The following is a 26,158-nucleotide window of genomic DNA, read 5'->3' on the forward strand; positions in this document are numbered from 1 at the left end:
GGGCTGCGCGGCACGGGAGCGGGGTCAGCGGGCCCCGGCGGACCGCGGTCCCGTCCCGTCGTCGTACGAGGCCAGCGCCTCCCAGTCGATGTCCCGGCGTTTGCGACGGTTCTCGAACAGGTGGAAGAAGAGGTTCAGCAGGACCGCCGACAGCGTGCCGAGGGTGATGCCGCTTCCGAGGACGGCCCGTACCTCGGTGGGCATGCGCTCGAAGAAGGGCGCGACGGCGGTCGGGAGCATCGCGGCGCCGAGGCTGACGGCCAGGATGAGGGCGTTGCGTTCCTGCTTCAGGTCGACCTTGGCGAGGATCTGGATGCCGACGGTCGCGACCATGCCGAACATCACGACGGCCGCGCCGCCGAGCACGGGGTGGGGCACCGAGGCCACCACGGCGCCGGCCTTCGGCACCAGGCCGAGGAGGATCATGAAGACTCCGGCCGCCACGACGACGTACCGGCTGGTGACGCGCGACATCCGGACCAGGCCGATGTTCTCCGCGAAGGCCACGTAGGGGAAGGAGTTGAAGACTCCGCCGAGCACGGTGGCCACGCCGTCGGCCCGCAGCGCGCGGCTGACCGTGTCGCCGTCGACCTCCCGGCCGGTGATCTCGCCCATCGCGTACACGTCTCCGGTGGTCTCCACCATGGTGATGAGCATGACGACGACCATCGCCAGCATGGGAAACACCGAGAAGTGCGGCAGCCCGTAGTGGAACGGCGTGCTGACGCCGAGCCAGTCCGCCTGGTCGACCGTCCCGAGGTCGGCGTCGCCGAGCAGCCAGGCGACGGTGGTTCCGCCGACCAGTCCGAGCAGGACCGCGACGCTGCGCAGGAACGGACCGCCGAAGCGCACCACCAGCAGGATGAACAGGAGGGTGCCTCCCGCGTACGCGAGGTGCGCGGCGTTCCCGTACTGCGGCCCGCCGACGAGCGCCGAGCCGCCTCCGACGTCCTGGAGTGCCACGGGTATGAGGACGATGCCGATGACCGTGAGGAGGGTGCCGGTGACGATCGGGGGGAAGTAGCCGGTCAGTCTCCCGGCGAAGGGGGCGAAGAGGAAGGCCGCGACCCCGCCGGTGATCACGGCGCCGTACACCACGAGCAGCCCTGCGGTGCCGCCTCCCGCGCCCTGGCCGATGGCGATCATCGGCGGTACGGCCGTGAACGTGGCGCCCTGGACGAGCGGCAGCCTGGCGCCGATCCGCCAGAAGCCCCATGCCTGGATGACGGTGGCGATCCCGGCCGTGACCAGGTCGGCGTTGATCAGGTAGACGAGCTCCTGCCGTGAGAGGCCGAGGCTGCTCCCCAGGATGACCGGGACCAGCACCGCGCCGGCGTAGAAGGCCAGGACGTGCTGGATTCCGTAGAGCGAAAGGGTGGGAAGCGGGAGGATCTCGTCCACCGGGTGCGTGGTGGTGCGGGATCGTCGGCCTGAGGCCAGTGGTGCCATCTCTGCCTTGCCTGAGGGTAGGTGAATGAGAGGGGGAGGGCGGCACCGGGTCGCAGGAGAGCGCCGGGCCGCGAGGAGAGCCTCGAAGGAGGGGCATCCGGGCGGCCGCGCGGATCGGGCGGTTCACCGGCTGGCGGCACGGGGTTGCCGGTGCGCGACCAGGCGTCCAGACAGGAGGCATGGGGCCGGGCGGAGAGACCCGGGCCGGACACAGATCCTGGCGGATGGACAGGCCCGCACGCAAGGCGTGTGCTCATGTTTTTGAAGGAACACCGCGCGGTAACTTACGAATCGATGGCAAATCGCCGCTGTGGCTACGGAATCCGTTGTCTCTACCCGGTGAACTCCCGGCAGCCGGAACCCTTGACGCCTCCGGCGCACACTCCCATACTGACGGCCAAATCGATTTGGCCACCTCGATTTGGCTCCCCGTCCAGGGCCGGATCGCGGCTGAACCCCCGACGTGTCGAACGCCGATCGGAGCTCGAACGTGTCCAGTCCCCGCCAGTCCCCGCCCAGCACGGATCAACCGCCGCTGCGGCAGGCCCCCCGCACCGCCGACGTCCACCCCGTCGACGAGTCCCGCCCCTTGGGCCGGATCCTCCTCTTCGGCATCCAGCACGTCCTCGTCATGGCCGCCACACCGATCTCGGCGATCTTCCTCATGAGCGCCACCCTGCGGCTCGACGCCGGCCTGACCGTCGACCTGCTCTCCGCCGCGTTCGTGCTCTCCGGCGTCGGATCCCTGATCCAGTCGCTCGGTCCGTGGAAGTTCGGGCCCCGGCTGCCCTTCATGATGCTGCCGGGCGGCGCCCCGCTCGTGCTCTTCCTCGCCATCGCCGGACAGCACGGGCTGCGCACGGCGTGCGGCGCGGTCATCCTGACCGCCCTGTTCACCTTCGTCGTCCTGCCGGTCTTCTCCCGGCTGCTCCGCTTCTTCCCCGCCCTCGTCATCGGCACGATGATCGTCATCGTCGGCGTCAACCTCGTGAAGGTCGGTGCCGTCCTGGTCACCGGCCGCCCCGGCGCACCGGGCTTCGCCGAGCCGATGAACCTCGTGCTCGGCATCGCGACGATCGGCTTCACCGTCGTCTTCTACCTGCTGTTCAGCGGGGTCGTACGCCAACTCGCGGTCATGCTGGGGCTGCTCGCCGGCACCGCGCTCGCGGCCGCGCTCGGTCGCGTCGACCTCGGCCAGGCCGCCGAGGGCGGCCTGCTCAGCCTGCCACACCTGATGCCGTTCGGCTCCCCGCAGTTCAACCTGCTCGCCGCGCTGCCCCTGATGCTCTACAGCCTCGCCTCCATGGCGGAGGCCACCGGTCAGACCGTCATCAACGCCGAAGCCGTCGGCAAGGAGATCGACCGGCGCACCGACGTACCCAAGACCGTGCGCGGGGACGCCCTCACCTCGCTCTTCGGGGGGTTCTTCGGCCTGCCGCTCATGGTCACCAGCGGCGAGAACATCGGGATCGTCCGGGTCACCGGCGTGCGCAGCCGCTACGTCACCGCCACGGCCGGCCTCGTCCTGATCGCCATCGGCTTCCTCGCCCCGGTGACCCGTGCGATCAGCGTCGTCCCCGCCGCCGTCGTCGGCGGCACCGCCATGGTCGTGTTCGCCGTGATCACCGTGCTCGGCGTCCAGATGCTCGGCCGCTCCGATCTCGACCGGCACACCAGCACGTTCGTGGTCGCCGTCGCCCTCGCCCTCGGCCTGCTGCCGATCCTCGTCCCCGGCGTGTACGGCGGCTTCCCGCCGAACGTGCGCATCCTCCTCGAAAGCGGCGTCGCCGTCGGCGCGTTCGTCGCCGCCGTGCTCAACATCCTCTTCCACCACGTCAGGCCGGGCGTCGCCGCCCGCCTGTCCACCCTCCGCGCGGAAAGCGACCGATGAACCCCCAGCACACCCACGAGCTCCTCCAAGGACCCGGCCCGCTCCTTCTGGTCCCGGACGCCGTCCTGTTGCCCGAAGGCCCCGCGGCCGGCCACGCGGTCGCCGTCGCCGACGGCTCCTTCACCTCGGTGGGACCCGTCGAAGAGCTGGTCCGCCGCCATCCCCGACTCGGCCCCGTCCGTCTGCCCGGACAGCTCCTGATGCCCGGCTTCGTGGACGCCCACCACCACCTCACCCAGAGCTTCGGCTCGGCACTCGCGTTCGGCGAGCCCTCGGAGATCTTCCGCAGGGTGTGGGTGCCACTGGAGGGCGCGCTGGACGAGGAATCGGCGTACGTGGCGGCCAAGTTGGCCGCGCTGGAGGCCCTGCGCGGCGGCTTCACCACCGTCGCCGACGCGGGGACCCGCGCGGACGTGGACGTCGAGGCCGTCGCCTCCGCCACCCGGGACGCGGGCCTCCGCTGCGTACTGGGGCTGGTGTGCAACGACGCCGACGACGGCAAGGCCGCGGCCGGCCCGGAGCGCGGCGGGAGGGACCATGGCGGCAGGGACCGCGCCGTCCTTGACCGCGCGGTCCTGGACGGCACTGTTCTCGACCGCGCCGAGAAGCACCTCGTGCGCTACGAGGGTGACCCCCTGGTCCACGCCTCCCTCGCCGTCTCCGTCCCGGAGGCCGCCACCGAGGAGACCCTGCGGCGCACCGCCCGGCTCGCCGCGGAGGCCGGGGCCGTGGTCCAGATCCACGTCAACGAGCACCTGGCGGCCGTCGAGCGCTCGCTCGTACGCCACGGTCTGCGCCCCCTGGAACACCTGCACGCGATCGGCGCGCTCGGCCCCCAACTGCTGGCCGCGCACGCCACGTTGCTCACCCCGCGCGAACTCACCCTGCTCGCCGACACCGGGACCGCGGTGAGCTACAACCCGGTCGCCAGCGCCTGGAAGGGCAACGCCGTCGCGCCCGCCACCGCGATGGCCGAGCGCGGTGTCCGCTTCGGGCTGGGCACCGACGGGACCCGCGGGGACGGCTTCCGGCTCGCCGAGGCGGCCGAGTTCGCCCAGCGGCTCGCGTACGGGCTCGCCACCGGCGACTCGTCGTGCGGCGCCGGCTGGACGTGGCTGGAGCACGCCACCCGCGGCGGCGCCGACGCCCTGGGCCTCGGCGCGCGCACCGGCACGATCGCCGCCGGCCTGGCCGCCGACTTCCTCCTCGTCGACGTCACCACTCCGGAGCTCGCGCTCTCCTGGGACCTGCCCTGGGAACTCGTACGGCGCGGCAACCGTGACCAGATCACCGCCGTGTTCGTCGAAGGACGGCTGCGCCTGTGGTGCGGCCGGCCCGTGGGCTGGGACGGCGACGCCCTCGTGCGACGCGCGGCCCGGCTGGCCCACGAGGCCGTCGGCCGGGCGGCCATCACCCGGGTGCACCCCACCTCCACCACGGCACGGGAACGGAACACCGCGCGGTGACCGGCGAGACGCTGGCGGTGCTCGCCGTCACGGTGACCGCCGCCTCCTTCGTCCAGGGCAGCAGCGGGCTCGGTTTCGCCCTGATCGTCGCCCCGGTGGCCGGGATCCTCGATCCCGGTCTGCTCCCGGTGTTCGTCCTGGCCTCGATGGTTCCCCTCAACCTGTACGTCGCGTGGCGCGAACGGGCCGCGCTGGACCTGCGCGGCGCGGGCTGGATCACCGGCGCGCGGCTGGCCGCCACACCCGGTGGTCTGGCGCTGCTGTGGCTGATCCCGGACCGCGGTCTCGGTCTGTTCGTAGGTCTCGCGACGGTGCTCGCGGCCGTCGTCAGCCTGGCGGCTCCCGTCTTCACACCCGGCAGGGCGGCCTATCTGAGTGCGGGCGTGGTGACCGGCCTGACGGAGACCGCGACGGGTGTCGGTGGCCCGCCGTTGGCGCTGGTCTACCAGCACCGGCCGCCGGGCGAGCTGCGCTCCACCGTCGCCCTGTGCTTCCTCGTCGGTGAAGTCGCCTCGCTGGCCCTGCTGTTCGCGACCGGGCAGGGCGACCCGGCGGACCTCGGGTGGGCGCTCGCGCTGACGCCGGCGATCGCCGGCGGCGCATGGCTGAGCCGCCTGGTCCACCACCGGGTCGACGCGCGGCGGATGCGCCTGTTCGTGCTCGTGTTCGCCCTGGTGTCGGGCGTGGTCCTGCTGCTCGGGCTCTGACCGTACGAGTGCCCGCGCATGCCCTCGCCCCGCGATCCGGTGCGGGGGTCAGGTGCCGCTCGTACGCCGCAGCGACGATCCCCGGGCGATCACCGTCGGCACGGGCACCGAGGCGACCGGGGCGGCGCCCTCTCCGCGCAGCCGGCCGAGGAGGAGGTCCACGGCCGCGGCCGCCGCCCGGTCCAGGTGGAGGTCGACGGCGGTCAGCGGCGGCTCGCAGGTGCGCGCGCGGAGGCCGTCGTAGCGGGTGACGACCATGACGTCGTCCGGGACGGCGCGTCCGCTGTCCCGGATCGCCCGCACCGCGCCGACCGCGAAGGCGTCCACCAGGGCGCACACCGCGTCGATGCCGGGGTGCTCGGCGAGCAGGGCGGCGCAGCACTCGTAGCCCGCCCGTTCGCCGCCCGCCTCCGGGGCGGTCGCCACGATCGGCTCCCAGCCGTGTTCCTTCGCGAGCCGCTCGAAGGCCGCGCGGGCGTCCACCGAAGAGTGCCGCGCGCCGGAGCCGACGACGAGGGCCGGCCGTTCGGCCCCCTGCTCGCGCAGGTGGGAGAGCAGCACCTCGGCGACGAGGCCGCCGCGCAGGTCGACGTACGGCACGTCCTCGTCCGGCGGGACGGGCCGGCCGAGCGCCACGTACGGCAAGCCCCGCTCCTTCAACTGCGCCGCAGCCGCGTCGTCGACGTCGGGCTCGACGACGATGGCCCCGTCGATGTCCAGGGAGTACAGCGCCGCCCCCGACTGCACGGGCGGCACGAGCACGAGCGCGTACTCGTGCAGCAGGGCGCTCTCGGCGGCGGCGGCGGCGACCTCCATGTAGAAGCCGAGCCGGGACGGCCCTCCGGCCACCGCGAACGGCATCGACGAAGCGAGCGCGATGGCCTTGGCCTCACCGCGCCGCAGCCGCTGCGCGCGCAGGTTGGGCCGGTAGCCCAGTCCGGCGGCGACCTGTTTGACGTGCTCCCGGGTCCGTGGGTCGACCTTGCCGATCCCGTTCAGGGCGTGGGAGACCGTCGTACGGGACACGCCGGCGGCACGAGCGACGTCGGCGATGGTGACCGGTCTCGGACCGGACCCGGAAGGAGGCATCTGCCGTCGCTCCTCGTGTGCTCGGAACAGGTGACGCCCCTATCTTCGCCGACGCCCGCGGCAGTGGCGCCGGCCGGGTGACGACGGCCGCGGGCGGGTGGCGTCGCCGGTCTCAGCCGGCGACCGGGGTGAGGAGCACGAAGTCGGCCTTCGACGGGTCGAGGCAGACGGCGAGGCGGCCCACGCCCTCCGCGTCGACCGGGCCCATCTGGACGCTGCCGCCGTTCTCGCTGACCTTGGCGACCGTGGCGTCGCAGTCGGCTACGGCGAACACGGGGTGCCAGTACGGCTTGCCCTTGGCGAGGGCGAGGGCCTCCTCGGACACCTGCATGAGGCCGCCGTGCATGCGCGCCTCCGGCAGGCCCTCGGGGGTGATGAGGGTGTACGTGCCCTCGCTGCCCGGCATCTTCATGTCGTTGAACTGCCAGCCGAGGACGCCGCCGTAGAACTCCTTCGCGGCAGCCGCGTCGCTCGTGTACAGCTCGGTCCAGGACAGCGAGCCCGGCTCGTCCACCAGCTCGAAGCCCGTGTTCGTACCGGGCTGCCAGACCGCGAACTGACCCCCCAGCGGGTCGCTGTACTGCGCCATCCGGCCCCACTCCTCGAGGTCCATCGGAGCGACCCGGACGGTGCCGCCCGCCCGCTCCACCGCCTGGGTCGTGGCGTCCGCGTCGGCGACGGTGTAGTAGATCATCCAGGCCGAGCGCGCGCCCTCCTCGGTGAGCTTGCCGAGGCCGGCCACGGTCTTGCCGTCCTTCTTGAACATGCCGCCTTCCATCTCCTCCCCCTCACCCATGGGCTCGTAGTCCCAGCCGAGCACCGCGCCGTAGAAGGCCGCGGCGGCAGGGACGTCGGGGGAACCGAGGTCGAGGAAGCAGGGGGAGCCGGGGACGAAGTCAAGCGTGATCATGGCATGGGCCTTTCGCAGATCCGGTACGAACTCAGCCTTCCACCGGACACCGCCCCTCGCCCGTCGGCCGTCCACGACGGACACGACGGACACGACGACCACGACGAACGCGTCGGGAAAAGTTGACACGTCGGAGAATTCCGACGCATCCTGTCGGCATGCCCTCAGTCGACGTCTACAGCGCGCTGGCCAACCCGGTCCGGCGCAAACTGCTCGAAGGACTGATCGGTGGACCACGCCCCGCCGGCGAGCTGGCCGGGGAGTTCTCCCTGAGCCGTCCGGCCGTCTCCGAGCACCTCGCCGTGCTGCGGAAGGCCGGGCTCGTACGGGAGGAGCCCCGCGGGCGCCACCGCTACTACCACCTGCGGGCCGAGCCGCTCGCCGAGGTCGGCACGTGGCTTCACCCCTTCGAGCACTACTGGCGCGCCCGCATGGGCGCCCTGCGCGACGTGCTGGACGAGATCGGCGACAGCGCCGCCACCGACGACATCAGCGACAGCAAGGACGACACTCCATGACCGCGGAACTCCGGACCATCCACTGCGACCAGTTCATCGCCCACCCTCCCCGGGCCGTCTGGCGCGCCCTCACCGAGCCCGAGCTGCATGCCCGCTGGTGGGCCGCCGGGGACGTCCGCGCCGAGGTGGGGCACCGGTTCACCCTCGACATGGGGCAGTGGGGCCGGCAGGAGTGCGAGGTGCTGACCGTGGAGCCCGAGCGCCTGCTGCGCTACACCTTCGCCCCGGGCAGCCTGGACACCACCATCACCTGGCGCCTCGAGGCCGAGGGGACCGGCACCCGCCTCTTCCTCGAACACTCGGGATTCGACCTCGACTCCCCGCTGGGCAAGGCCGCTTTCGAGGGAATGGGACGCGGCTGGCCGGGCCTCCTGGGCCGGATCCAGACGGTGCTTGACACCCCCTAGTCGCCGCACTTCCGTCCTCCCGTGGGCGCACCCGCCGGTGAACCTACGGGATGACGGAAGTCTTACGGCACGGCGTGGACCCCTCCGCCGCGCGCTGCCCGTCCGTAGCGTCGGGTCCATGCGCGTACTCGTCACAGGAGGGGCCGGTTTCATCGGCTCCCACGTCGTCACGGCGCTCCGGCGGGCCGGTCACGAACCGGTCGTCCTGGACGCACTGCTCCCCAGCGCCCACCCCACCGCCCCGGAACCGCCCCCGGCGGAGCTCCTGCACGGAGACGTGCGGGACCCGCAGGCCGTCAGGGCGGCGCTGTCCGGGATCGACGCGGTCTGCCACCAGGCCGCCCTGGTCGGCCTCGGCAAGGACTTCGCCGACGCCCCGCAGTACGTGAGCTGCAACGACCTCGGCACGGCCGTGCTGCTCGCGGCCATGGCGGAGACCGGCGTGCGGCGACTCGTGCTCGCGGGGTCCATGGTCGTGTACGGGGAAGGGCGGTACGAGTGCCTCCGCCACGGTCCCGTCCGGCCCGGTGCCCGCCGGCCCGAGGACCTGGCCGCCGGCCGCTTCGAGCCGCGCTGCCCGGCCTGCGGCGCCGCGCTCGTACCCGGCCTGGTCGGCGAGGACGCGCCCGCCGATCCGCGGAACGTGTACGCCGCGACGAAGCTCGCCCAGGAGCACCTGGCGGCCGCGTGGGCGCGTTCGGTCGACGGCAAGGTCGTCGCGCTGCGCTACCACAACGTGTACGGGCCGGGGATGCCCCGGGACACCCCGTACGCGGGCGTGGCCTCCTTCTTCCGCTCGGCGCTCGCGCGCGGCGACGCACCCCGCGTCTACGAGGACGGCGGGCAGCGCCGGGACTTCGTCCACGTACGGGACGTGGCCACGGCCAACGTGCTCGCGCTCGAAGCCGGCCCCGGCCTGCCGGCCGGCGCCCTCACCGCGTACAACACCGGCAGCGGCGACCCGCACACGGTCGGCGAGATGGCCGCCGCGCTGGCCCGGGCCCACGGCGGCCCGGAACCGGTCGTGACCGGCGAGTTCCGGCTCGGCGACGTCCGGCACATCACCGCGGACTCGTCCCGGCTGCGCCGCGACCTCGGCTGGCGACCGGAGATCGGCTTCACCGACGGCATGGCCGACTTCGCCCGCGCGGGACAGCGGGCCTCGGCGATCCCGGGGTAGCGCGGGCGTACGACGTGCGGCGCCGCACGAACGGTGGCGCCGCACGCACCGTGGCGCCGCACCGGTAGGGGCGCCCCGTTCAGCCCGCCGCCGCAGGCAGCGTCACCTCGAAGCGGCAACCGCCCGGGACGTTGCGCACCTGGGCGCTGCCCGCGTGGGCCTCGACGATCCCTCGGACGATGGCGAGGCCGAGGCCCGCCCCCGCCGGAGGGGTGCGGGCCTCGGTGCCGCGCCAGCCGGTGTCGAAGACGCGGGGCAGATCCTCCTCGGGGATGCCGCCGCAGCCGTCGGTGACGGACACGACGACGGCGCCGTCGCGCCGCTCGGCCGCCACCGCGACGGTGCCGTCGGCCGGCGTGTGGCGGATGGCGTTGACGAGGAGGTTGGCGAGCACCCGGGTCATCTCCTTGCCGTCCACCTCGACGGGCACGGCCTCGACCGTCTCCCCCACCAGGCGGACGCCGTTCTCGCGGGCGAGCGGGTGGGCGCCGCTCAGGGCGTCGCCGACCAGGTCGTATACCGACAGGCGGCTCGGGCTCAGGGTGAGCGCGCCCGCGTGGATGCGGGAGAGTTCGAACAGGTCGGTGACCATGGCGGTGAGGCGTTCCACCTCGGTGCGGATCTGCCGGTGGTAGCGCGCGGGATCGGCCGCCATGCCGTCCTCCAGAGCCTCCGCCATCGCCCGCAACCCGGCCAGCGGGGTGCGCAGATCGTGGGAGATCCAGGCGACGAGCTCCCGGCGCGACGCTTCGAGCGAGCGCTCGCGGCGCCGGGAGGCCGCGAGTCTGTCGCTGGTGGCGGCCAGTTCGCGGGTGAGGGCGGCGAGTTCGGCGGTGGCGGCGCCGTCGGGCGCGGAGAAGCTTCCGCCGTCTCCGAAGTCCCGTGCCGCGCGGGCGAGGGCGCGGCTGCGCGTCACCACCCACCGGCCGAGGACGAGCGCGGTGCCGAGCGAGACGAGGGCCGCCATCGCGATGACGACGGTCACGACCCACAGGTCGTGCGAGGACAGGAACATCGCCCGGGCGACCGCGAGCGTCCCGCCCAGCATCGCCGTCACGGTGACGGCGGCGACGACGGTCAGCGAGAGGGCGACCGAGCGGTGCCGGACGAGCCGGAGGACCACCGCTCCGGCGAGGCCCGCGCAGACGGCTCCCCCGAGTGCGAACGCGGCGATGAGCAGGACGTCCTTCATCCTTCCGCACCCCCGGCCGTCGTCCCTTCCTTCCCGCCGGCGTTCTCGCCGCCCCCCGGTTCGAAGCGGTAGCCCACGCCCCACACCGTCTCGATGAGCCGGGGCCGCGCCGGGTCCTCCTCGATCTTGGCGCGCAGGCGCCTGACATGGACCGTGACGGTGGACAGGTCGCCGAAGTCCCAGCCCCACACCCGCCGCATCAGCTCCTCCCTGGTGTGCGCCGTGCGGGGGTGCTCGAGGAAGTGTGCCAGGAGGTCGAACTCCCGGAGAGTCAGGGCGAGTTCGCAGTCCGCCCGGAAAGCCCTGCGCGTCACGGGATCGACGGCGAGCGTCCCGGCGCGCAGCACGGGCCTGGTGGCCACCGGGCCGGCGCCGGCCCTCCGGGTCCGGCGGAGCACGGACTCGACGCGCAGCACCAGCTCGCGCGGGCTGAACGGCTTGGTGACGTAGTCGTCGGCCCCCACCTCCAGGCCGGTGATCCGGTCCTCCTCGTCACCGCGCGCGGTCAGCATGATCACCGGCACGGGGCCGGCCGCGCGCAGCCGGCGGCAGACCTCAAGGCCGTCCAGGCCCGGCAGCATCAGGTCGAGCACGACCAGGTCGGGCCGCCGCTCCGCCGCCCTGCGCAGGGCGGCGGGTCCGTCGGGCGCGTGCTCGACGGCGCAGCCCGCCCGTTCCAGGTATCCGGTCACCACCTCGGCGACCGTCGGGTCGTCGTCCACCACCAGGATCCGGGCCGGGCTCACCGGGGTGCGGGTCTCGCTCATGACGCACAGCCTCGCATCCGTACCCGTGGGCGGCCACGGCCACCCGGGGGTACGCGGCTCGACGTCCGCGTTTCGTAAGGAGTGGAAAGGCCACGATCGGGCCCGCGGTTCCTACGGTGAGACGCGTGACACCCATGACCGCAGATGTCGTCCTTCCCTGTCTCGACGAGGTCGAGGCCCTCCCCTGGGTCCTGGCCCGGATCCCCGCCGGCTGGCGGGCGATCGTCGTCGACAACGGTTCCACCGACGGCTCGGCCGCAGTCGCGGCCGAGCTCGGCGCCACCGTCGTGCACGAGCCACGGCGCGGCTTCGGCGCCGCCTGCCACGCCGGGCTGCTGGCCTCCGAAGCAGAGTTCGTCTGCTTCTGCGACTGCGACGCCTCCCTCGATCCCGGCCTTCTGCCCGGGTTCGTCCGCGAGGTGGCCGACGGCTCCGCAGACCTCCTCCTGGGCCGCCGCCGGCCCACCGGACCAGGCGCCTGGCCGGCCCACGCGCGGGCCGGGAATCTCGCCCTTTCCTGGCTGCTGCGCCGCCGTACCGGGCTTCGGCTGCACGACCTGGGGCCCCTGCGGGCCGCCCGCCGCGAGGCGCTGCTCGGCCTCGGCCTCACCGACCGGCGCAGCGGCTACCCGCTCCAGATGGTGGTGAGGGCCGCGGACGCGGGCTGGCGGGTGCGCGAGGCGGATGTGCCGTACCTCCCCCGGGCGGGCCGGTCGAAGGTCACCGGCACGTGGAAGGGCACCTGGCAGGCCGTGCGCGACATGCGCCGCGTGCTCGACGAGCCCGTAGCCGTGTCCGCGGCCGTGTCCGCACCCGCGGCCGTACGCGGATCCGCACGCACCGGACCCGCGTCCGCACCGACCGGGGGTGACCGGCCGTGACCACGCTCCTCGTCATCGCCAAGCAGCCGCTGCCGGGCCGCGTGAAGACCCGGCTCACTCCCCCGTTCACCCCGGCGGAAGCCGCCTCCCTCGCCGAGGCCGCGCTCGCGGACACGCTGGACACCGCCGTTGCCGTCCCCGCCGACCGGCACGTCCTCGTGCTCGACGGGGAGCCCGGGCCATGGCTGCCGCCCGGCTTCGTCGTCGTGCCCCAGGTGCCGGGCGGCCTCGACGTGCGGCTCGCCGCCGCGTTCGCGGCCTGCGCCGGGCCGGCGCTGCTCATCGGCATGGACACCCCGCAGGTCACCCCGGAGCACCTGGCCCCCGCCCTGTGCTGGGACCGCCACGACGCCTGGTTCGGGCCCGCGGTCGACGGGGGATTCTGGGCACTCGGCCTCGCGGTCCCCGACCCCGCTCTCCTGCTGGGCGTGCCGATGTCCCGGCGCGACACGGGGACCGTGCAGCACGAGCGGCTGCGGGCAGCGGGTCTGCGGATCGGTGGCCTGCCGGTGCTCCGCGATGTGGACACCGCGCAGGACGCGCGGCGGGTGGCGGCCCGGACACCCGGGACCCGCTTCGCCGCCCTGCACGCCGCATTGACGGCCGCGGCGGCGGGAGCAAGCGCGTGACCATGACGACGAGCTGGCGCTCCGACCCGTACACCGACGCCCTGCGCACCGGCCGCGGTCCGCTCTTCCTGCGCCGGCACGACGGCTGGCTGCTCCCCCTGGAGGTCGAGCGCTGGTGCGAGGCGCCGGACGCCGCCGACCGGTCGGTCCTGGAACGCTGCCACGGCACGGTCCTGGACATCGGCTGCGGACCGGGGCGGCTCGTCGCCGCCCTCGCCGTCGAGGGCCGACGCGCGCTGGGCATCGACATCAGCCCGGAGGCGGTCGCCCGCACCGAGCGGCTCGGCGGGACGGCCCTGTGCCGGTCGGTCTTCGACCCGCTGCCCGCCGAGGGACGCTGGGACACGGCGCTGCTGATCGACGGCAACATAGGGATCGGCGGTGATCCGGCCGCCCTGCTGCGGCGGCTTCGCCGGGTCGTGTCCCGCAGCGGGCTGGTCCTCGCCGAATGCGCGCCCGTGGACGTCGACGAGCGCTGCGAGGTACGGGTCGACGACGGCCGGGGCGGTCGGGGAGCGCCGTTCTCCTGGGCCCGGGTCGGCACCCGGGCCCTGTCCGACCATGCGGCTCGGGCGGGCTGGCGGGTCGTGGAGAGCTGGACGGCCGAAGGCCGCCCGTTCCTGGCCCTCGCGCCTCAGTCGCCGGTGGCCGTACGCCTCTGACGCCGCTCCCGCCACCGTCGTACGGGCTGCCGCCCTCGCCGTACGAGAGACACCGCCAGCGTCGCCACGGCGACGGCCGCGAGCACGATCACGAGGTTGCGTGCGTACGGCAGGGGCAGCGCCGACGCGTTCGGCGGCTCCCCCGGCCGTACGAGCAGCGGCAGCGTCACGAGGACCACACTGCCCGCGACGATCAGCGCCCCGCGCCACAGGCCCCGTTGGGACCGTGCCACGAGGAGCAGTCCGACGGCCAGGACGAGCGGGGCGAGGATCCCGTCGTGCAGGACGACGGCCCCGGCCAGCCACACCAGCACGCCCCACGGGTCCGGTTCGACCGCCACGAGCCATGCCCCGAGGCCGGTCAGCGCGACGCCGATCGCGCCGACCGTGTACCGCAGCACCTGTGTCGTCGTCACCTCACAGCACCTCCAGCCGGTGGACCCATTTGGTCTGCAGGACCCCTGGCCGGTTGGGGGCGATGATCCTGGCCGGGAAGCCGTGGTCGAGGGTGAGCGGCTGCCCGTTGAGCGTGAGGGCGAGCAGGGTGAGCGGATCGTCCACGTACTCCGTGCCCATCTCCATCACCCGGTAGGCGCCGCTCACCTCGAGGGACGTCACCCGGACGGCGTCCCGGCCGGGCCGGCCGCCGGCCCGCTCCACCAGGTCGCGCACCCGTACCCCGCCCCAGTCGGCCTGCACGGTCCAGCCCTCGACGCAGGCGATCGGCAGCCGCGCCCGCGCTCGGGCCATCGCCCGCAGCGCGTCGAGCGTGAGGGTGTACGGGCGGGGGCCGGCGACCTCGAGCCGCCACTCCCCCAACCCCTCCGCCGACACGCCCGCCGCGGCGGCGGTCCGGTTGACGGGCAGTCCCTGCGGCCCGTGGTCGGGGTGGCGGGGCGCGAGCAGATCGAGCGCCTTCAGGGGAGGGAAGGCCTGCCCCGCGGTCGTCAGCGTGACCACCCCCACGGCGGCTCCCATGCCGAGCAGCAGCGAACGGCGGTCGGCGCCGTCCTCGGCCGGCAGCGCGAGTGCGCCCGCCGATCGCTTGCTCCAATGCGCCATGATCTCGGGGGCCTTGACCGCGATGTGCAGCAGGATCGAGCCGGTGACGACCCAGGCGACGGCGAAGTGCACCGGGACGAACGAGAACGGCCACGGGTACCACTCGGCGATGTTGAGCAGCCCGGTCAGCAGCTCGAAGACGGCGGCGGCCACCAGGACCGCGACGGACAGCCGTTCCAGGGCGTGCCGCACCGACGTCACCGGCGGCCATGCGAACAGCCGCGGGTACACCGCCCAGAGCTTGACGAGCAGCAGCACGATCGCCGCAAGACCGGTGGCGACGTGCAGGCCCTGGGTGAGCCAGTAGCCCCACACCGGCCGGGCGGGCAGGTCGTCGGCGAGCCAGCCGGGCGGCTGCTGGAGGTAGTGGCTGACGAGACCGGTCACGAAGCAGACGGCGAAGGCCACGCCGAGCCACCGGCCGACGGACGTCGCCGTGCGGGCGTCGTGCAGCCGCCCCTTGAACTCGGGCGGCCGGATCCGGGGCACCTCGGGACGCGGAAGCCTGGGCATGCGGAAGGTCATGCCGTCCATCACACCGCTGTGAGCCGCCGCGCAGGCCCTCCGACACCTTACGAAACCCGAACGCCCCGACGGGTCGCCCCCTGCGCGGCCGACGGCACTGTCAGGCTGCGGCCATGCCCCGCCGCACCCGCCCCGCCGTCCCCGCCGCGCCACCGCCCGGCACCCGCCCCATCGCGCCACCGCCCCGCACCCGCCCCGTCGTCGTCACCGCGCTGCTGCTCTGCGTCCTGATCGCCGCCCTCGCCGGACTGCTTCGGGGCGACGCGCGCGGCGCCGGGTTCCTCACCGGATACGCGGGGGCCTGGGCGCTGTTCGCGGGGGCTTTCGTCGCCCTGCGCCGGGTCCCCGCGCGGGCGGCCGTCCCGCTGGTCGTCGCCGGCGCGGTCGCGGTCACGCTCACCGGGCTCGTGGCGGCGCCGCGTACGAGCACGGACGCCTACCGCTACGCGTGGGACGGCCGGGTGCAGGCGGCGGGCATCTCCCCGTACGACCACGCACCCGCCGACCCGGCCGTCGCCGGACTGCGCGACACGTGGCTCTTCCCCGGAGCGGCGGTCTGCGCGCGGAGCGACGCCGACCTCGCGCCCCTCGACGCCGGCCGGTGCACCCGCATCAACCGGCCGGCCGTCCACACGATCTACCCGCCGGCCGCCGAGGGCTGGTTCCTGCTGGTCCACGCCGTCTCGCCGGCCGACGCCCGCCACAAGGCCCTCCAGACCGGTGCCGCCGTCCTCTCCCTCGCCGTCACCAGCCTCCTCGTGTTCGCCCTGCGCCGCCGGGGCGACCCCCGCCAGGCAGCCCTGTGGGCCTGGTCCCCGGCCGTCCCCGTCGAGGCCGTCAACAACGCCCATGTCGACGTCCTCGCCGTGCTGTTCTCGGTCGCCGCGCTCCTCCTCGTCGCGCGCCGCCACCTCACGGGCGGCGTGCTGCTCGGCCTGGCGATCGCCGCGAAGCTGTTGCCCGCCGTCCTGCTGCCGGGCGCGCTGTCCGGCGTACGGCGACCGCGTACGGCCCTGGCGGTGCTCGCACCGGCAGCGGCCACGGTCGGGCTGCTGTACCTGCCGTACGTGCTGCTCTCCGACGGCTCCGTCCTCGGCTATCTGGGGGGCTACGCGCAGGAGGAGGGATACGACGACGCGGGCGCCGGCGGCCGCTACCTCCTGCTCCGGCTCGTCCTGCCCGACACGTGGGCGCTCCCGGCCGTGCTGCTCGTCATCACGGCCGTGGCGGCCGCGGTCTGGTGGCGCGGCGATCCCGAACGCCCCTGGCGGGGCGCCCTGGTGACCACCGGCACGGCCTTCCTCCTCACGACGCCCGGATACTCGTGGTACGCCCTCCTCCTCGTCGCCCTCGTGGCCCTGGACGGCCGCTGGGAGTGGCTGGGTGCCGGACTGGCCGGCGCCGTCGCCTATCTCGTGGGCGGCGGTGCGGCGACGGCCGCGTACGCGGTGGCCGCGGTGCTGCCACCCGGCGCGGCATGGGCGCGGGCGTACGCGTCGCGCCAGAGGGACCGGCCTCCTTCCGGCGTCACAGCATGACGTGTTTGGGGTGGGTGTAGTCCAGGAGGCCGGCCAGGGAGAGGTCGGTGCCGTAGCCGGAGTGGCGGACGCCGCCGTGGGGCATCTCGGAGACCGTGGTGCCATGGGTGTTGACCCAGACGATGCCCGTGCGCAGGGCGCGGGTGGCGCGCATCGCCCGGTCGTGGTCCGTGGTCCAGACGCCGGCGGCGAGGCCGAAGCGGACGTCGTCGGCCAGGTGGAGGGCCTCCTCCTCGGTGGCGAAGGGCTGGACGGTGACCACGGGTGCGAAGGTTCCTCCTGCACGATCTCGTCGTGCTGGCGGACCCCGACCACGACCGTGGTCTGGTGGCAGAAGCCGGGGCGCGGGACGGCCTTGCCGCCGGTGACGATCTAGGCGTGAGCCGGGGGCAGCTCAAGAGGGCTTCCACAGCCGCCAGTTGGGCAGCGTTGTCCAGGGGGCCGAAGGAGGCCTCGCGGTACGTGGGGGTGGCCGCGACGGCTGTGAAGGCCGCGAGGAACGCGTCGTGCACGCGCTCGTGGACGAGGAGGCCGGTGGCCGCGGCGAAGTAGACGAGGTCGCCGTCGACCTTGACGTCGATAGGGGCGTCCGCTCTCGCCCGGGCGGCGGCGGGATCGTCGGCGGCGGCGAATCCGCAGCCGGCGGAGGTGAGGGCGAGGGCCGCGGCGGTCCCGGCGCGCAGGAGGGTACGCCGGGACAGGGGTGGTGACGGGGTGCTGACAGCGGTGGTGCCTCGGGGGACATGGGGGTCCTCTTCGTAGGGGCGGCGGCGGGGGCGGCGGGGGCGCGCCGGCGGGAGTTGCGGGCGGAGCGGCGGCTCAGTGCTCCGCGGCGGCGAGGTCGGCTCGGATCCGGTCGGCGAACCAGCCGACCGCGGACTCGCGCCGGGACAGCGGTCCTGGCTCGAACCCCGGAGTGGAGAGCCCCCGTTGGACGCGGGCGACGAGTTCGGCGTCCTCGTCGTTGGTGATCCAGCCGATGTGCATGTTGAGGCGCCGGGCCAGCCGGGTGCGCGGGCCGGTGCCGCGGCGGGTGTAGAAGCCGCCGGGTACGGCCACCCGGTCCACCGCCGTCGGGACGGCGGTCCAGGCGAGCACGTGGTCGGGGTAGAAGTCGATGAGGGTGTTGGGGTAGATCACCGCGTACCGCCACACCCGCCGGTCGGCCTCGGTGAGGCCGGGCATGGGGGAGGCGACGCGCTGGTAGAGGCGTTCCGCCCAGTTCGAGGACGGCTTGTCCCGCAGCGGCGAGGTGAACAGGACGTAGGAGTCCTCGATCTCGCTGCGGTAGCCCTGGTAGTCGAGCAGCCGCATCAGGCCGGGGTGGGCGACGGGTACGTGGTATCCCTCCAGGTAGTTGTCGACCGTCACCTTCCAGTTGGCCTCCTGCACTTCGGCGCGGGCCAGGTCGTGGATCCGGTCGCGGCCGACCGGCACCAGATCGGCTCCGGCGTAGTGGCCGACCGCCTCGGCGAGGCCTGCGCAGTTCTTGGCGAGCGGTACGGCGCCGGGGTCGAGGTTGACGAAGACGAAGCCGAGGAAGGACTCGACGCGGGCCGGAAACAGGCCGAGCCGCGGCTTGTCGAGGCAGGGGATCTGGCGTGCCTCCGGGGCGCCCACCAGGGTGCCGTCGAGTCGGTAGGTCCAGCCGTGGTAGGGGCAGCGGATCGCCTTGCCGGCCGGTTCGGGGGCGGCGACCAGGCGTGTTCCCCGGTGGCGGCACACGTTGAGGTGGGCGGCCAGGCCGCCGTCCTCGGTGCGGACGACGAGGACTTCGCGGTCGGCGACCGTGGCGGCGAGCCGGGCACCGGGGCCGGGCAGGTCCGACTCGTGGCACACGAGCTGCCAGGACAGGGCGAAGACCTGCCGCGTCTCCGCGGCGGCGATGGCGGGATCGGTGTAGTGGCGGGCCGGCAGGGCGGGGCCGGGAAGGCGGCCCTGGGCGGGCTGGTCGAGCGGTGTGGGTGCGGGGGCTCCGGACTGCATCGGTGACTCCTCGTGCCGCGGGAGCGGCGATCGGTGTCGGGTGTCGATGGCCTGGCGAACCGGCGGTGGACAGGCGGGCGGGGCGGTTGCCGCGACCAGGCTGACCGAGTGGACAGCCAGAGGGGTGGCTGAATTCCGCCGGGTCAAGACTTGTACGCTGACCGATCGGTCAGCTACCGTTGTTCTTGCCTGACCGATCGGTCAGTAAACCTGTCTCCCTGTCGCTGCTCCGCCGCCACACCGCCTCCGACCTGCGAATTCGCTCGTCGGTCCGGAAGTCTCCCCGGCCCGGAAGCAGCCGGCGCCGGCCCCCGCGCCGGCGGTCGAGCGCGCCCCGGCACTCCCCGGGCCGCGCCCCCTCTCCCTCCCGGAGGCACGCATGAGCGGTCGTCGGCGTCTGGACTGGCTCGGACTCACCCCCGAACCGGAGCGGGAACTGCCCGCGGCGGTCGCCGCCCTGCGTGCCTCCTCGCAGGCGGCGCACCGCCCGCCCGCGAACCGGGAAGAACTCGCGGCCGCCGAGCGGCGCCGCGTGGAACGCCTGGTCCTGCGCGGCAGCCGGCACAGCTGGCTGCGCTACCTCGCCGAGGTCACCGCCCTCGTGACCACCGTGACCGCCCGGATCGACGAAGCCCCCGACGCGGACCGGGGCGAGGACCAGGGCGAGGACCCCGCGGCCTCGGCCCTGCTCGCCGCCGAGGTCCTCCTCGACCACCACCGCATGCTCATCGGCCTCCCGGGAGCGGGATACGGCCGCACCGCCGGGGACCGCACCGCGCTCGAAGCCGCGGTACGGACCCTGCGCACCCACCCCCGTACGGGCCGTGGCTCCCGCAGAGCCCGGGCAACCGACCCACCCCGGACACCCCGCACACCCCCCACAGGAGACGCCCGATGACCACGATCCGCTACCCGACGGCGACGCCCCTCGGCTCCCTGCTCGGAGCGACGCCGTACGTGACGGAGAGCGCCGAGGCGTACCGGGCCACCGGCGGCTACGCCGGCGTCACCGTCCCGGACGAGCTGCTGCACCACCTCGACTCCTCCGACCTGCGCGGCCGCGGCGGCGCGGGCTTCCCGGCCGCCGTCAAACTGCGCGCCGCACGAGAGCGCGGCGCCGCCGGCGCCGTGGCCGCGCCGATCGTGAACTCGTCGGACGCCTCCGCGCACCCCACGCCCGTGCTGAAAGGAACGCCATGAAACTCCTGCTCGACGCCACCCTCTGCCAGGGCTACGGGCTGTGCCCCGACCACGCTCCCGAGCTCGTCGAGCTCGACGAGTGGGGCTATGCGCGGGTCGTCGCCGCCGAGGTCCCGCCCGCCGCCGAGGAGCAGGCCCGCGCCTGCGTCGACGGCTGTCCCAACTCCGCCCTCCGCGTGGAGGGTTGACATGGCACGCGACATGACCGCGCTCTTCGACCCCCGCTCCGTCGCCGTGGTCGGCGCCAGCGACGACCCGGCGAAGTACGGCCACGCGGTCGCCGCCCAGGCGCTGCGCGCCCCCGGCCGGCGGCCCGTGCACCTGGTCAACCGGCGCGGCGGCACCGTCCTCGGCCGGACCGCGGCCACCTCGCTCGGCGAGCTCGGCGAACCTCTCGACCTGGTGGTGATCTCCGTCCCCGGCGCCGGCTTCGAGACCGCCGTCGACGACGCGCTGGCGTGCGGGGCGAAGGCGATCGTGGCCATCACCACGGGCTTCGCGGAGGCCGGCCCCGCCGGACTGGCCCGCCAGCGGGCGGTCGCCGAGCGTGTCCGGGCCGCCGGAGCCGTGCTCGTCGACCCCAACTGCCCGGGCGTCGCCGACAACACCACCGAGCTGTACCTCGCCTCGGACCGATCGACCCCGGCGCTGTCGCCCGCAGCGCCCAGTCGCACACCGGAGCGCTCCCCACGTCGGCCGACGTGGTCGCCGCCGCCTGCCGGGACGCGGGCGTGGAACTCGTCCGTACGCCACGGGAGATGACCGTGGTGCTCGCGGCCCTGGCCGGGAGGGGGCGTACGGGCGGACGGGGCCGGCCGGGTGGTCGACCGCTGTCTGCAGACCTTCGGCGGGCGCGGCTACGACCGCTCGTACCCCGTCGAGCGGCTCTACCGCGAACTGCGGGTGGACCGGATCTGGGAGGGCACCTCCGAGATCCAGCGCCTGATCGTCGCGGGGGAACTCGTCAAGCGCGGCACGGGCGTTCTCCAGATGCCGGCGTGACGGGGGATGATGGTGCGACCTGCGACACCGATACGGGGAGTGGCGAACGTGACCAAGGCCGAACGGGCACTCGAGACGCGGGAGCGGATCCTCGGCGCCGCGTGCGAGGTGATCGCCGAGATCGGTTTCGAGAACGTGAGCATGCGCAAGGTCGCCGAGCACGCCGGCGTGTCGAAGGCCCTGCTGCACTACCACTTCGACACCCGCGAGAAGCTCTTCGCCGAGGCGATGACCCACTCCTTCGCCCAGACCGGCACGGACCTCGAAGGCGAGGACGGCGCGTCGGTCCCGGCCACCGTCCTCCTCGCCCGCATCGTGCGCACCATGCTCCCGACGGACGCCGAACTCCGCCAGGACTGGAAGCTCTGGCAGGAACTGTGGGCCCGCGCCCAGCGGGACCCGGCGGCACGTCACCTCGCCGTCGACCTGTACGACCAGCTCCACACCTGGGTCGCCGGCGCCGTCGAACGGGGCATCGCCTCCGGCGAGTTCCAGCAGTGCGACGTCCCGGCGCTCAGCACCCTGGTGCTCGCGCTCAGCGACGGCCTCGGCATCCGCGTGATGCTGGACGACCCGAGGGTCGACCTGGCCACCGCCAGGTCGACGATCTGGGCGGCGATCGCGCCCGCTCTCGGGATCGGGCCGGAGTTCCCGGAGGTCTGAGCGGGGGCGGCTCACGGGATCTCGTAGATGCCTCCGTCGGCCCCCGCCCGGTAGAGCCGGCCGGCCGAGAAGCCGCGGTCGCCCTGCCCGTACGTGATCTGCGTGGACAGCGGCAGTCCCGAGGCGACGGCGCACAGGGTGCCGCCCTCGGCCCGCCAGATCTGGCCCGCGGTGTGGGTGGCGATCAGCGGGCGGCCGCGGTCGTCGAGGGTGAGGCCGTCGGGGAGGGCGAGGGTGTCGGTCCCCTCGGTGGAGATCCAGCGTCGCGGGTGGGCCGGGTCGGCCACGGGGATGCGGTGGAGGCCGGGGGCGACGGTGGTCTGGACGACGTACACCTGGCTCCCGTCCGGCGAGACGGCGATCCCGTTGGGCTGCGCGACGCGCGCCCAGTCGTGGTCGACCCGGCCGTCCGGGGTGACGCGGCCGATGGTCCGGCCGCCCAGCGTGGTCGTGTACACGGTGCCGTCGGGCGCGAGGGCGACACCGTCGATGCCGCCGAGCCCCGAGGCGTACGTGCTCACCGCCCCCGAATCCGGGTCGACCAGCAGGAGCTTCGACGCCGGGAGGACGTCGCCGGTGAGCGAGTGGAGGAGGTCGTTGCCGGTGCCCACGAGCAGTCGCCCGTCCGGACGCACGACGATCCCGCCGTTCGCGCCGATGCCGCCGGTGAGGGGGAACGGGGTGCTGCCCGGCGCGTCGATGCGGTACACCCGGCCCGAGTAGAGCGCGGTGGCGAACATCCGGCCCCGCCGGTCGACGGCGATCGACTCGGCCCAGTCGGGGATGCGGGCCACCTGGACGGGCTCTCCGCCCGTGACCCGGTCCGCGCAGACGGGCGCCGCCCGCGCGGGAGTCGGCGCCGGCACGACCGCCACCGCCGCGAGGACGGCTGCCGCTGTCACGGCCCTGCGTAAGCGGCGGCGAGACGCCCTGGTGGTGCTGGTGCTGGTGCCGGTGCTGCCCTTCATCGGACTCCCTCGATCGTGGGGTGGCTTCGCCCCCGTCGCCTACCCCCCAGAGGTCGCTCGCCGAACCCCCGGATACGACCCGAACGACGATCCCGGGCGGCCAGGCCCGGTCACGGCGGGTGCCGTTCCGAAGGCACACCCGTACGCGGCGCCGCGCCGGAGAGCCGCTCCAGGTCCGCCATCAGCGAGGCGAGCCACGCGATCGCCGCGTAGTACAGGCGGGGCGCGCCCGGGGGCTCCGCCGAGAAGGCATCGGAGGACGGCCCCCGCAGCGGTACGGGGGTGTCCGGGGTGTCGCCGGTCGGGTCCAGGCGGGCGGAGGTCAGGAGCATGTTGGCGGCCACCCGGTCGCCGATGCCGGTGACCGCCGCCGCCGGGTCCGCCGGCATGGGCGGGACGACGAGCGGTTCCGGGGGAACGAGGAGGCGGTCCGCGCCCCAGAGGGTGTGGTGACCGGTGAGCAGGGCCGCCTGCCAGTCGTGGTGGCCGTCCGGCGCGGCCAGGCCCTTGGGCTCGCTGTGGTACTGGGCGTACGCCGACTCCGCCATGATCAGGGCGTGTTGCAGCGAACGGTGGCCCGGCGCTGTGGTAACCGGCTCGCGCGGGCCGCCCGCCGCCGCCTGGGCGGTGGTGGCCACCACGATCTCCGCCGCGATCCGCAGCAGCACCGCCACGGACCTCCGGAGCTCGTCGTGGGCGCCACGGGGCCAGGCAAGGAGTCCGAACGCGGCGCCGATCGCGCTGCCGGCCAGCACGTCGAGAAGCCGGAACTCGGCCAACTGCCAGGTGGCAGGGGCTAGTTGGGCGAAGACGAGGGCGACCACGACCGTGAACATCGCCTGCGCCCAGCCCACCCCCTTCACCGGTCCGACGGCGAACGTGACCAGCATCAGCGGGGGCAGGGCCGCCGCGTACACCGCGATGTCCGCGCCGACGAGGCCCAGGAGCCCGGCCGCCACGAGCGCCCCGACCAGGGTCCCGGTGAGCGCCACCCGCACCGTGGACCGGGTCTCCCGCACCGTCGTACGGGTCAGGGTCAGCGTGGCGAGGAGCACCCAGAAGCCGTGCGGCAGCGTGTCGAGCCCGGCGATGGCGCGGGCCGCGGCCAGGGCGAGGCCGAGGCGCACGGCGTTCTGGAAGAACACCGACCGCCCGCCCGCGTGGCCCGCCAGCCGGTGCCACCACAGGCTGGGCGCCGACCTCCGCGCGTACCAGAACCGGCCCGGCGCGGCCGCCGTGGCCGCCGCCCGGCCCCGTACGGCGATGTCCGCGGCGGTCGACACCGCCAGGGCCGCGTCGGCCACCTCCAGCTCCGCCGCGTGACGGCGCAGCACGGCGGGCGGGGCGTCCTCGGCCGGGCCCGCCGCCAGGGCCGCCCTGACCCGCCACAGCTCCGCCCGCGCGTCCCCGGCGGGCGACCGGCCACGGAGGCGGGCGGCGGCCTCGCGCACGGCGGCCCCGACCGCCTGGAGCACGTCGAGATCGGCCCGTGCCGACACGGGTCCGCCGGAATTCCGCGGGAGCAGCACCAGCCGGGCCAGCAGGGTGCGGGTCGCCAGGCCGGTGTGGGCCAGTGCCCGCTCCCGTACGCCGGGCCCGGCCGGCCGGTCGGCCTCCGGCACCTGCGAGGAGCGCAGGCTCCCGCTCCGCTCCCGGGCCGCCCGCAGGGTCCCGTCCGCGAGCGCGTACGGCGGCGCCGCCAGCTCGTCGGCGCAGCGCCCCGCGGTGTCGACGGCCCGGGCCGCGAGCTCCCGGTACGGCACCGTCGGCGGATCCGGCAGCAGGAAGGCCTCGGCGAGGATCAGCAAGGCCAGGCCCACCGTCGCGCCCGCGAGGCGCTCCCCCAGCGACCCGGGGTCGTACGGCGGGAAGGACGGCAGGATGTACATCAGCTGCAGCCCCGGCCCGGCTCCGGCCGGGCGCGGCCCGCCCACGGCGGCGAAGGCCAGCGCGAACCCGATGACCAGCATCCCCAGGACCGCGCTCCACGTCCGTACCGACAGGTAGGTGCCGATGACGATCAGGACCCAGCAGGCGGGCACCGACGGCAGCAGCACCGCCGCCCGCTGCCGACCGCTGCCGGGGATGTGCGACAGGCCCGCCATGGAGATGGCGGCGAAGAGGGCGTAGGTGGCGGCGACGGCCGACTCGAACCCGTACAGGAACAGATAGAACCCGGCGCCGGCGGCCACCGTGACACGCACGGACCGCCGTGCCGTCGCCGCGTAGGCGGGAGGCAGGCGTACGCCGCGGACGCCGACGCCGTTCACCGGTCACCCGCTCTGCCGCAACGCCTTCGTCAGCAGCACTCCGGCCACGATCAGCGCCACGCCGGGCCACCACACGCTCTCCAGGATCAGGACGGCGATCCCGACGGGAACGAGCAGTCCGGCCAGCGGGACGAGCATGCCGGACAGGCCCGGCGGGTCCGGGCCCGGCAGACCCGCCGCGCGCCGGGCCCGGGCGCGGGCGACCGCCGGGTACCAGGCGGTGAAGCGCAGGGCGGCGATGATGGCGAGGATCTGGATGATCCATCCCGTCCAGATGTTGTCGGGGTTGTGCAGGACGAGGTCGCCGTACGCGCCCGCGAGGGCGGCGACGAGGAAGGCCAGGCCCCACACGCCGGTGATGACGTAGTTGGCCCGGACGAAGGTGGGGGTGTGCCAGTACGCCGGATCGACCTGTTCCCGCGCGTACTGGAGGGTGAACGGCATCCGGAAGGCCATCGACCCGAAGGCGATCACGACGAGCGCGATGTTGGAGACCTCCCCGGCGTACGTCTCCAGCCAGCGGAGGGTGCCGTCGCTCGCGACGGCGCCCACGACCGCCAGCAGGGCGAAGAAGACGGCGTCGGCGACCTCGAGGAGCTTCCAGGAACTGCCCCGGTCGACCATGCGCCCGGCCGCGACGAGCACGATCGTCGTCGCCAGGGCCAGGGCGACCGCGATCTCGAACCTGCCGGGACCGACGAGCAGCGAGAAGATGATCCACGGCGCCATGCCGACGACCGGATTCTCCAGGAACCCGGCGACGACACCCCGGCGGGCCGTGGCGGGTGCGTCGGCCTTCATCCCTCCAGACTGCGCGCCGCGGGCCCGCCGCTCCACTCGGCAAACGAGCCCGACTGACGAACAAGACGTACCACCTGATCCATCCGCCGGGCCTGGCGGCCCCGGACCGCTGGGGTCTGCCGGGCCGGGTGACCGCCGGTGACCTACCGGAGATCACCACGGGGACCGCTGCGTCGACGTTCCTCTCCGGCCCGGCCCTGGCTCCCGACCGCGCGGCGAGCCGGGACGAGAGCCAGCGGGCGTCTCCTCCTGGCGGGGCCCTGACCTGGCTCGCGGTCCTGATCGGGGCCCGCCTGCCTCCGCTCCGATTTCGTTGATCCACCCGGAGGGGCTGCCTGTGCTACATTGAAGGAGTTGCAGTTGTGGTACCCATGAACCTATGTGCGCCTGACGGG

The 26,158-nt window shown here is 74.3% G+C and carries 28 protein-coding genes; 16 read left to right on the forward strand and 12 right to left on the reverse strand.

What is annotated here, in order from left to right:
- Window positions 1-24: 24 nt before the first annotated feature.
- On the reverse strand, window positions 25-1,401 hold the full coding sequence (locus ACIGEZ_RS23505) for a nucleobase:cation symporter-2 family protein (RefSeq protein WP_399834121.1): 1,377 nt from the start codon (window positions 1,399-1,401) through the stop codon (window positions 25-27).
- A gap of 646 nt (window positions 1,402-2,047) precedes the next feature.
- On the opposite strand from ACIGEZ_RS23505, the gene ACIGEZ_RS23510 reads away from it, so the two are divergent.
- The 3 genes from ACIGEZ_RS23510 to ACIGEZ_RS23520 are packed head-to-tail and all read left to right on the forward strand — an operon-like array spanning window position 2,048 to window position 5,513.
- Window positions 2,048-3,340, forward strand: a complete 1,293-nt coding sequence (locus ACIGEZ_RS23510; protein WP_399834236.1) for a uracil-xanthine permease family protein — start codon at window positions 2,048-2,050, stop codon at window positions 3,338-3,340.
- Window positions 3,337-4,806 (forward strand): amidohydrolase family protein, encoded by a 1,470-nt coding sequence (locus ACIGEZ_RS23515; protein ID WP_399834123.1) that lies wholly within the window; start codon window positions 3,337-3,339, stop codon window positions 4,804-4,806. Before ACIGEZ_RS23510 ends, ACIGEZ_RS23515 begins: the two co-directional genes overlap by 4 nt.
- Window positions 4,803-5,513 (forward strand): TSUP family transporter, encoded by a 711-nt coding sequence (locus ACIGEZ_RS23520; protein WP_399834125.1) that lies wholly within the window; start codon window positions 4,803-4,805, stop codon window positions 5,511-5,513. Before ACIGEZ_RS23515 ends, ACIGEZ_RS23520 begins: the two co-directional genes overlap by 4 nt.
- A 48-nt stretch (window positions 5,514-5,561) precedes the next feature.
- Here ACIGEZ_RS23520 and ACIGEZ_RS23525 read toward each other — a convergent pair whose 3' ends face one another.
- A complete protein-coding gene (locus ACIGEZ_RS23525; RefSeq protein WP_399834127.1) occupies window positions 5,562-6,602 on the reverse strand; it encodes a LacI family DNA-binding transcriptional regulator in 1,041 nt (346 codons plus the stop codon).
- 112 nt (window positions 6,603-6,714) lie between these two features.
- The gene (locus ACIGEZ_RS23530) at window positions 6,715-7,512 is read right to left on the reverse strand and encodes a VOC family protein (protein WP_399834130.1); all 798 of its coding nucleotides are present in this window, start codon (window positions 7,510-7,512) and stop codon (window positions 6,715-6,717) included.
- A gap of 158 nt (window positions 7,513-7,670) precedes the next feature.
- On the opposite strand from ACIGEZ_RS23530, the gene ACIGEZ_RS23535 reads away from it, so the two are divergent.
- The 3 genes from ACIGEZ_RS23535 (at window position 7,671) to ACIGEZ_RS23545 (ending at window position 9,617) form a co-directional block, all read left to right on the forward strand.
- The gene (locus tag ACIGEZ_RS23535) at window positions 7,671-8,030 is read left to right on the forward strand and encodes an ArsR/SmtB family transcription factor (protein WP_399834132.1); all 360 of its coding nucleotides are present in this window, start codon (window positions 7,671-7,673) and stop codon (window positions 8,028-8,030) included.
- Window positions 8,027-8,437, forward strand: coding sequence for an SRPBCC domain-containing protein (locus ACIGEZ_RS23540; RefSeq protein ID WP_399834134.1), 411 nt, complete (start codon window positions 8,027-8,029; stop codon window positions 8,435-8,437). The genes ACIGEZ_RS23535 and ACIGEZ_RS23540 overlap by 4 nt, the downstream gene beginning before the upstream one ends.
- Before the next feature lie 118 nt (window positions 8,438-8,555).
- Complete coding sequence (locus tag ACIGEZ_RS23545; RefSeq protein ID WP_399834136.1) at window positions 8,556-9,617, forward strand: NAD-dependent epimerase/dehydratase family protein; 1,062 nt, start codon at window positions 8,556-8,558, stop codon at window positions 9,615-9,617.
- 79 nt (window positions 9,618-9,696) lie between these two features.
- On the opposite strand, the gene ACIGEZ_RS23550 is transcribed toward ACIGEZ_RS23545, so the two are convergent.
- The gene (locus tag ACIGEZ_RS23550; protein WP_399834138.1) at window positions 9,697-10,809 is read right to left on the reverse strand and encodes a sensor histidine kinase; all 1,113 of its coding nucleotides are present in this window, start codon (window positions 10,807-10,809) and stop codon (window positions 9,697-9,699) included.
- Window positions 10,806-11,576 carry a response regulator transcription factor gene (locus tag ACIGEZ_RS23555; RefSeq protein ID WP_399834140.1) on the reverse strand — a complete coding sequence of 257 codons (771 nt, stop codon included), beginning with the start codon at window positions 11,574-11,576 and terminating at the stop codon, window positions 10,806-10,808. The genes ACIGEZ_RS23550 and ACIGEZ_RS23555 overlap by 4 nt, the downstream gene beginning before the upstream one ends.
- Window positions 11,577-11,710: 134 nt before the next feature.
- On the opposite strand from ACIGEZ_RS23555, the gene ACIGEZ_RS23560 reads away from it, so the two are divergent.
- From ACIGEZ_RS23560 to ACIGEZ_RS23570, 3 genes are read left to right on the forward strand one after another with little or no spacing between them, the layout of a single operon-like run.
- Complete coding sequence (locus ACIGEZ_RS23560) at window positions 11,711-12,457, forward strand: glycosyltransferase family 2 protein (protein ID WP_399834238.1); 747 nt, start codon at window positions 11,711-11,713, stop codon at window positions 12,455-12,457.
- Complete coding sequence (locus tag ACIGEZ_RS23565; RefSeq protein WP_399834142.1) at window positions 12,454-13,086, forward strand: DUF2064 domain-containing protein; 633 nt, start codon at window positions 12,454-12,456, stop codon at window positions 13,084-13,086. Before ACIGEZ_RS23560 ends, ACIGEZ_RS23565 begins: the two co-directional genes overlap by 4 nt.
- Before the next feature lie 2 nt (window positions 13,087-13,088).
- Window positions 13,089-13,748, forward strand: coding sequence for a class I SAM-dependent methyltransferase (locus tag ACIGEZ_RS23570; RefSeq protein WP_399834240.1), 660 nt, complete (start codon window positions 13,089-13,091; stop codon window positions 13,746-13,748).
- Here the strand turns inward: ACIGEZ_RS23570 and ACIGEZ_RS23575 are convergent.
- Complete coding sequence (locus tag ACIGEZ_RS23575; protein ID WP_399834144.1) at window positions 13,721-14,164, reverse strand: hypothetical protein; 444 nt, start codon at window positions 14,162-14,164, stop codon at window positions 13,721-13,723. The genes ACIGEZ_RS23570 and ACIGEZ_RS23575 overlap by 28 nt on opposite strands.
- A 1-nt stretch (window position 14,165) precedes the next feature.
- Window positions 14,166-15,335, reverse strand: a complete 1,170-nt coding sequence (locus tag ACIGEZ_RS23580; protein WP_399834146.1) for a molybdopterin-dependent oxidoreductase — start codon at window positions 15,333-15,335, stop codon at window positions 14,166-14,168.
- Between the two features lie 113 nt (window positions 15,336-15,448).
- Between ACIGEZ_RS23580 and ACIGEZ_RS23585 the strand changes: the two genes are divergently transcribed.
- Complete coding sequence (locus ACIGEZ_RS23585; protein WP_399834148.1) at window positions 15,449-16,873, forward strand: glycosyltransferase 87 family protein; 1,425 nt, start codon at window positions 15,449-15,451, stop codon at window positions 16,871-16,873.
- Here ACIGEZ_RS23585 and ACIGEZ_RS23590 read toward each other — a convergent pair.
- Complete coding sequence (locus ACIGEZ_RS23590) at window positions 16,863-17,135, reverse strand: aldehyde dehydrogenase family protein (protein ID WP_399834150.1); 273 nt, start codon at window positions 17,133-17,135, stop codon at window positions 16,863-16,865. The two genes, ACIGEZ_RS23585 and ACIGEZ_RS23590, sit on opposite strands and share 11 nt — an antisense overlap.
- A 557-nt stretch (window positions 17,136-17,692) precedes the next feature.
- Window positions 17,693-18,859, reverse strand: coding sequence for an aromatic ring-hydroxylating dioxygenase subunit alpha (locus tag ACIGEZ_RS23595; RefSeq protein WP_399834152.1), 1,167 nt, complete (start codon window positions 18,857-18,859; stop codon window positions 17,693-17,695).
- Window positions 18,860-19,238: 379 nt separating this feature from the next.
- Here ACIGEZ_RS23595 and ACIGEZ_RS23600 point away from each other — a divergent pair, with 379 nt between their 5' ends.
- Genes ACIGEZ_RS23600 through ACIGEZ_RS23625 form a run of 6 tightly spaced genes read left to right on the forward strand, consistent with a single transcriptional unit; the run spans window position 19,239 to window position 21,724 of the window.
- A complete protein-coding gene (locus ACIGEZ_RS23600) occupies window positions 19,239-19,757 on the forward strand; it encodes a hypothetical protein (protein ID WP_399834154.1) in 519 nt (172 codons plus the stop codon).
- On the forward strand, window positions 19,754-20,059 hold the full coding sequence (locus tag ACIGEZ_RS23605; RefSeq protein WP_399834156.1) for a hypothetical protein: 306 nt from the start codon (window positions 19,754-19,756) through the stop codon (window positions 20,057-20,059). Before ACIGEZ_RS23600 ends, ACIGEZ_RS23605 begins: the two co-directional genes overlap by 4 nt.
- Entirely contained in the window at window positions 20,056-20,247 is a 192-nt protein-coding gene (locus ACIGEZ_RS23610; protein ID WP_399834158.1) for a ferredoxin, read from the forward strand. The genes ACIGEZ_RS23605 and ACIGEZ_RS23610 overlap by 4 nt, the downstream gene beginning before the upstream one ends.
- Window position 20,248: 1 nt before the next feature.
- The gene (locus tag ACIGEZ_RS23615) at window positions 20,249-20,821 is read left to right on the forward strand and encodes a CoA-binding protein (RefSeq protein WP_399834160.1); all 573 of its coding nucleotides are present in this window, start codon (window positions 20,249-20,251) and stop codon (window positions 20,819-20,821) included.
- 57 nt (window positions 20,822-20,878) lie between these two features.
- Window positions 20,879-21,061: an acyl-CoA dehydrogenase family protein gene (locus ACIGEZ_RS23620; RefSeq protein WP_399834162.1), complete on the forward strand. Its 183-nt coding sequence runs from the start codon at window positions 20,879-20,881 to the stop codon at window positions 21,059-21,061.
- Between the two features lie 48 nt (window positions 21,062-21,109).
- Entirely contained in the window at window positions 21,110-21,724 is a 615-nt protein-coding gene (locus tag ACIGEZ_RS23625) for a TetR/AcrR family transcriptional regulator (protein ID WP_399834164.1), read from the forward strand.
- Window positions 21,725-21,735: 11 nt separating this feature from the next.
- Here the strand turns inward: ACIGEZ_RS23625 and ACIGEZ_RS23630 are convergent, their stop codons facing one another.
- The 3 genes from ACIGEZ_RS23630 to ACIGEZ_RS23640 form a co-directional block, all read right to left on the reverse strand.
- Window positions 21,736-22,692 carry an SMP-30/gluconolactonase/LRE family protein gene (locus ACIGEZ_RS23630; RefSeq protein WP_399834166.1) on the reverse strand — a complete coding sequence of 319 codons (957 nt, stop codon included), beginning with the start codon at window positions 22,690-22,692 and terminating at the stop codon, window positions 21,736-21,738.
- A gap of 110 nt (window positions 22,693-22,802) precedes the next feature.
- Entirely contained in the window at window positions 22,803-24,896 is a 2,094-nt protein-coding gene (locus tag ACIGEZ_RS23635) for an FUSC family protein (protein WP_399834168.1), read from the reverse strand.
- A gap of 69 nt (window positions 24,897-24,965) precedes the next feature.
- Window positions 24,966-25,763, reverse strand: a complete 798-nt coding sequence (locus ACIGEZ_RS23640) for a hypothetical protein (protein ID WP_399834170.1) — start codon at window positions 25,761-25,763, stop codon at window positions 24,966-24,968.
- Window positions 25,764-26,158: the final 395 nt, after the last annotated feature.

The sequence above is a fragment of the Streptomyces sp. NPDC085481 genome, assembly GCF_044541845.1.
Lineage (GTDB): Bacteria > Actinomycetota > Actinomycetes > Streptomycetales > Streptomycetaceae > Streptomyces.

Bases quoted from the DNA above. Each gene is read 5' to 3' on its own strand.
- ACIGEZ_RS23515 (WP_399834123.1), top strand. From the start codon at position 3,337: ATGAACCCCCAGCACACCCACGAGCTCCTCCAAGGACCCGGCCCGCTC.
- ACIGEZ_RS23525 (WP_399834127.1), bottom strand. From the start codon at position 6,602: ATGCCTCCTTCCGGGTCCGGTCCGAGACCGGTCACCATCGCCGACGTC.
- ACIGEZ_RS23530 (WP_399834130.1), bottom strand. From the start codon at position 7,512: ATGATCACGCTTGACTTCGTCCCCGGCTCCCCCTGCTTCCTCGACCTC.
- ACIGEZ_RS23535 (WP_399834132.1), top strand. From the start codon at position 7,671: ATGCCCTCAGTCGACGTCTACAGCGCGCTGGCCAACCCGGTCCGGCGC.
- ACIGEZ_RS23540 (WP_399834134.1), top strand. From the start codon at position 8,027: ATGACCGCGGAACTCCGGACCATCCACTGCGACCAGTTCATCGCCCAC.
- ACIGEZ_RS23545 (WP_399834136.1), top strand. From the start codon at position 8,556: ATGCGCGTACTCGTCACAGGAGGGGCCGGTTTCATCGGCTCCCACGTC.
- ACIGEZ_RS23550 (WP_399834138.1), bottom strand. From the start codon at position 10,809: ATGAAGGACGTCCTGCTCATCGCCGCGTTCGCACTCGGGGGAGCCGTC.
- ACIGEZ_RS23555 (WP_399834140.1), bottom strand. From the start codon at position 11,576: ATGAGCGAGACCCGCACCCCGGTGAGCCCGGCCCGGATCCTGGTGGTG.
- ACIGEZ_RS23560 (WP_399834238.1), top strand. From the start codon at position 11,711: ATGACCGCAGATGTCGTCCTTCCCTGTCTCGACGAGGTCGAGGCCCTC.
- ACIGEZ_RS23570 (WP_399834240.1), top strand. From the start codon at position 13,089: ATGACGACGAGCTGGCGCTCCGACCCGTACACCGACGCCCTGCGCACC.
- ACIGEZ_RS23580 (WP_399834146.1), bottom strand. From the start codon at position 15,335: ATGACCTTCCGCATGCCCAGGCTTCCGCGTCCCGAGGTGCCCCGGATC.
- ACIGEZ_RS23585 (WP_399834148.1), top strand. From the start codon at position 15,449: ATGCCCCGCCGCACCCGCCCCGCCGTCCCCGCCGCGCCACCGCCCGGC.
- ACIGEZ_RS23595 (WP_399834152.1), bottom strand. From the start codon at position 18,859: ATGCAGTCCGGAGCCCCCGCACCCACACCGCTCGACCAGCCCGCCCAG.
- ACIGEZ_RS23600 (WP_399834154.1), top strand. From the start codon at position 19,239: ATGAGCGGTCGTCGGCGTCTGGACTGGCTCGGACTCACCCCCGAACCG.
- ACIGEZ_RS23605 (WP_399834156.1), top strand. From the start codon at position 19,754: ATGACCACGATCCGCTACCCGACGGCGACGCCCCTCGGCTCCCTGCTC.
- ACIGEZ_RS23610 (WP_399834158.1), top strand. From the start codon at position 20,056: ATGAAACTCCTGCTCGACGCCACCCTCTGCCAGGGCTACGGGCTGTGC.
- ACIGEZ_RS23615 (WP_399834160.1), top strand. From the start codon at position 20,249: ATGGCACGCGACATGACCGCGCTCTTCGACCCCCGCTCCGTCGCCGTG.
- ACIGEZ_RS23630 (WP_399834166.1), bottom strand. From the start codon at position 22,692: ATGAAGGGCAGCACCGGCACCAGCACCAGCACCACCAGGGCGTCTCGC.
- ACIGEZ_RS23640 (WP_399834170.1), bottom strand. From the start codon at position 25,763: ATGAAGGCCGACGCACCCGCCACGGCCCGCCGGGGTGTCGTCGCCGGG.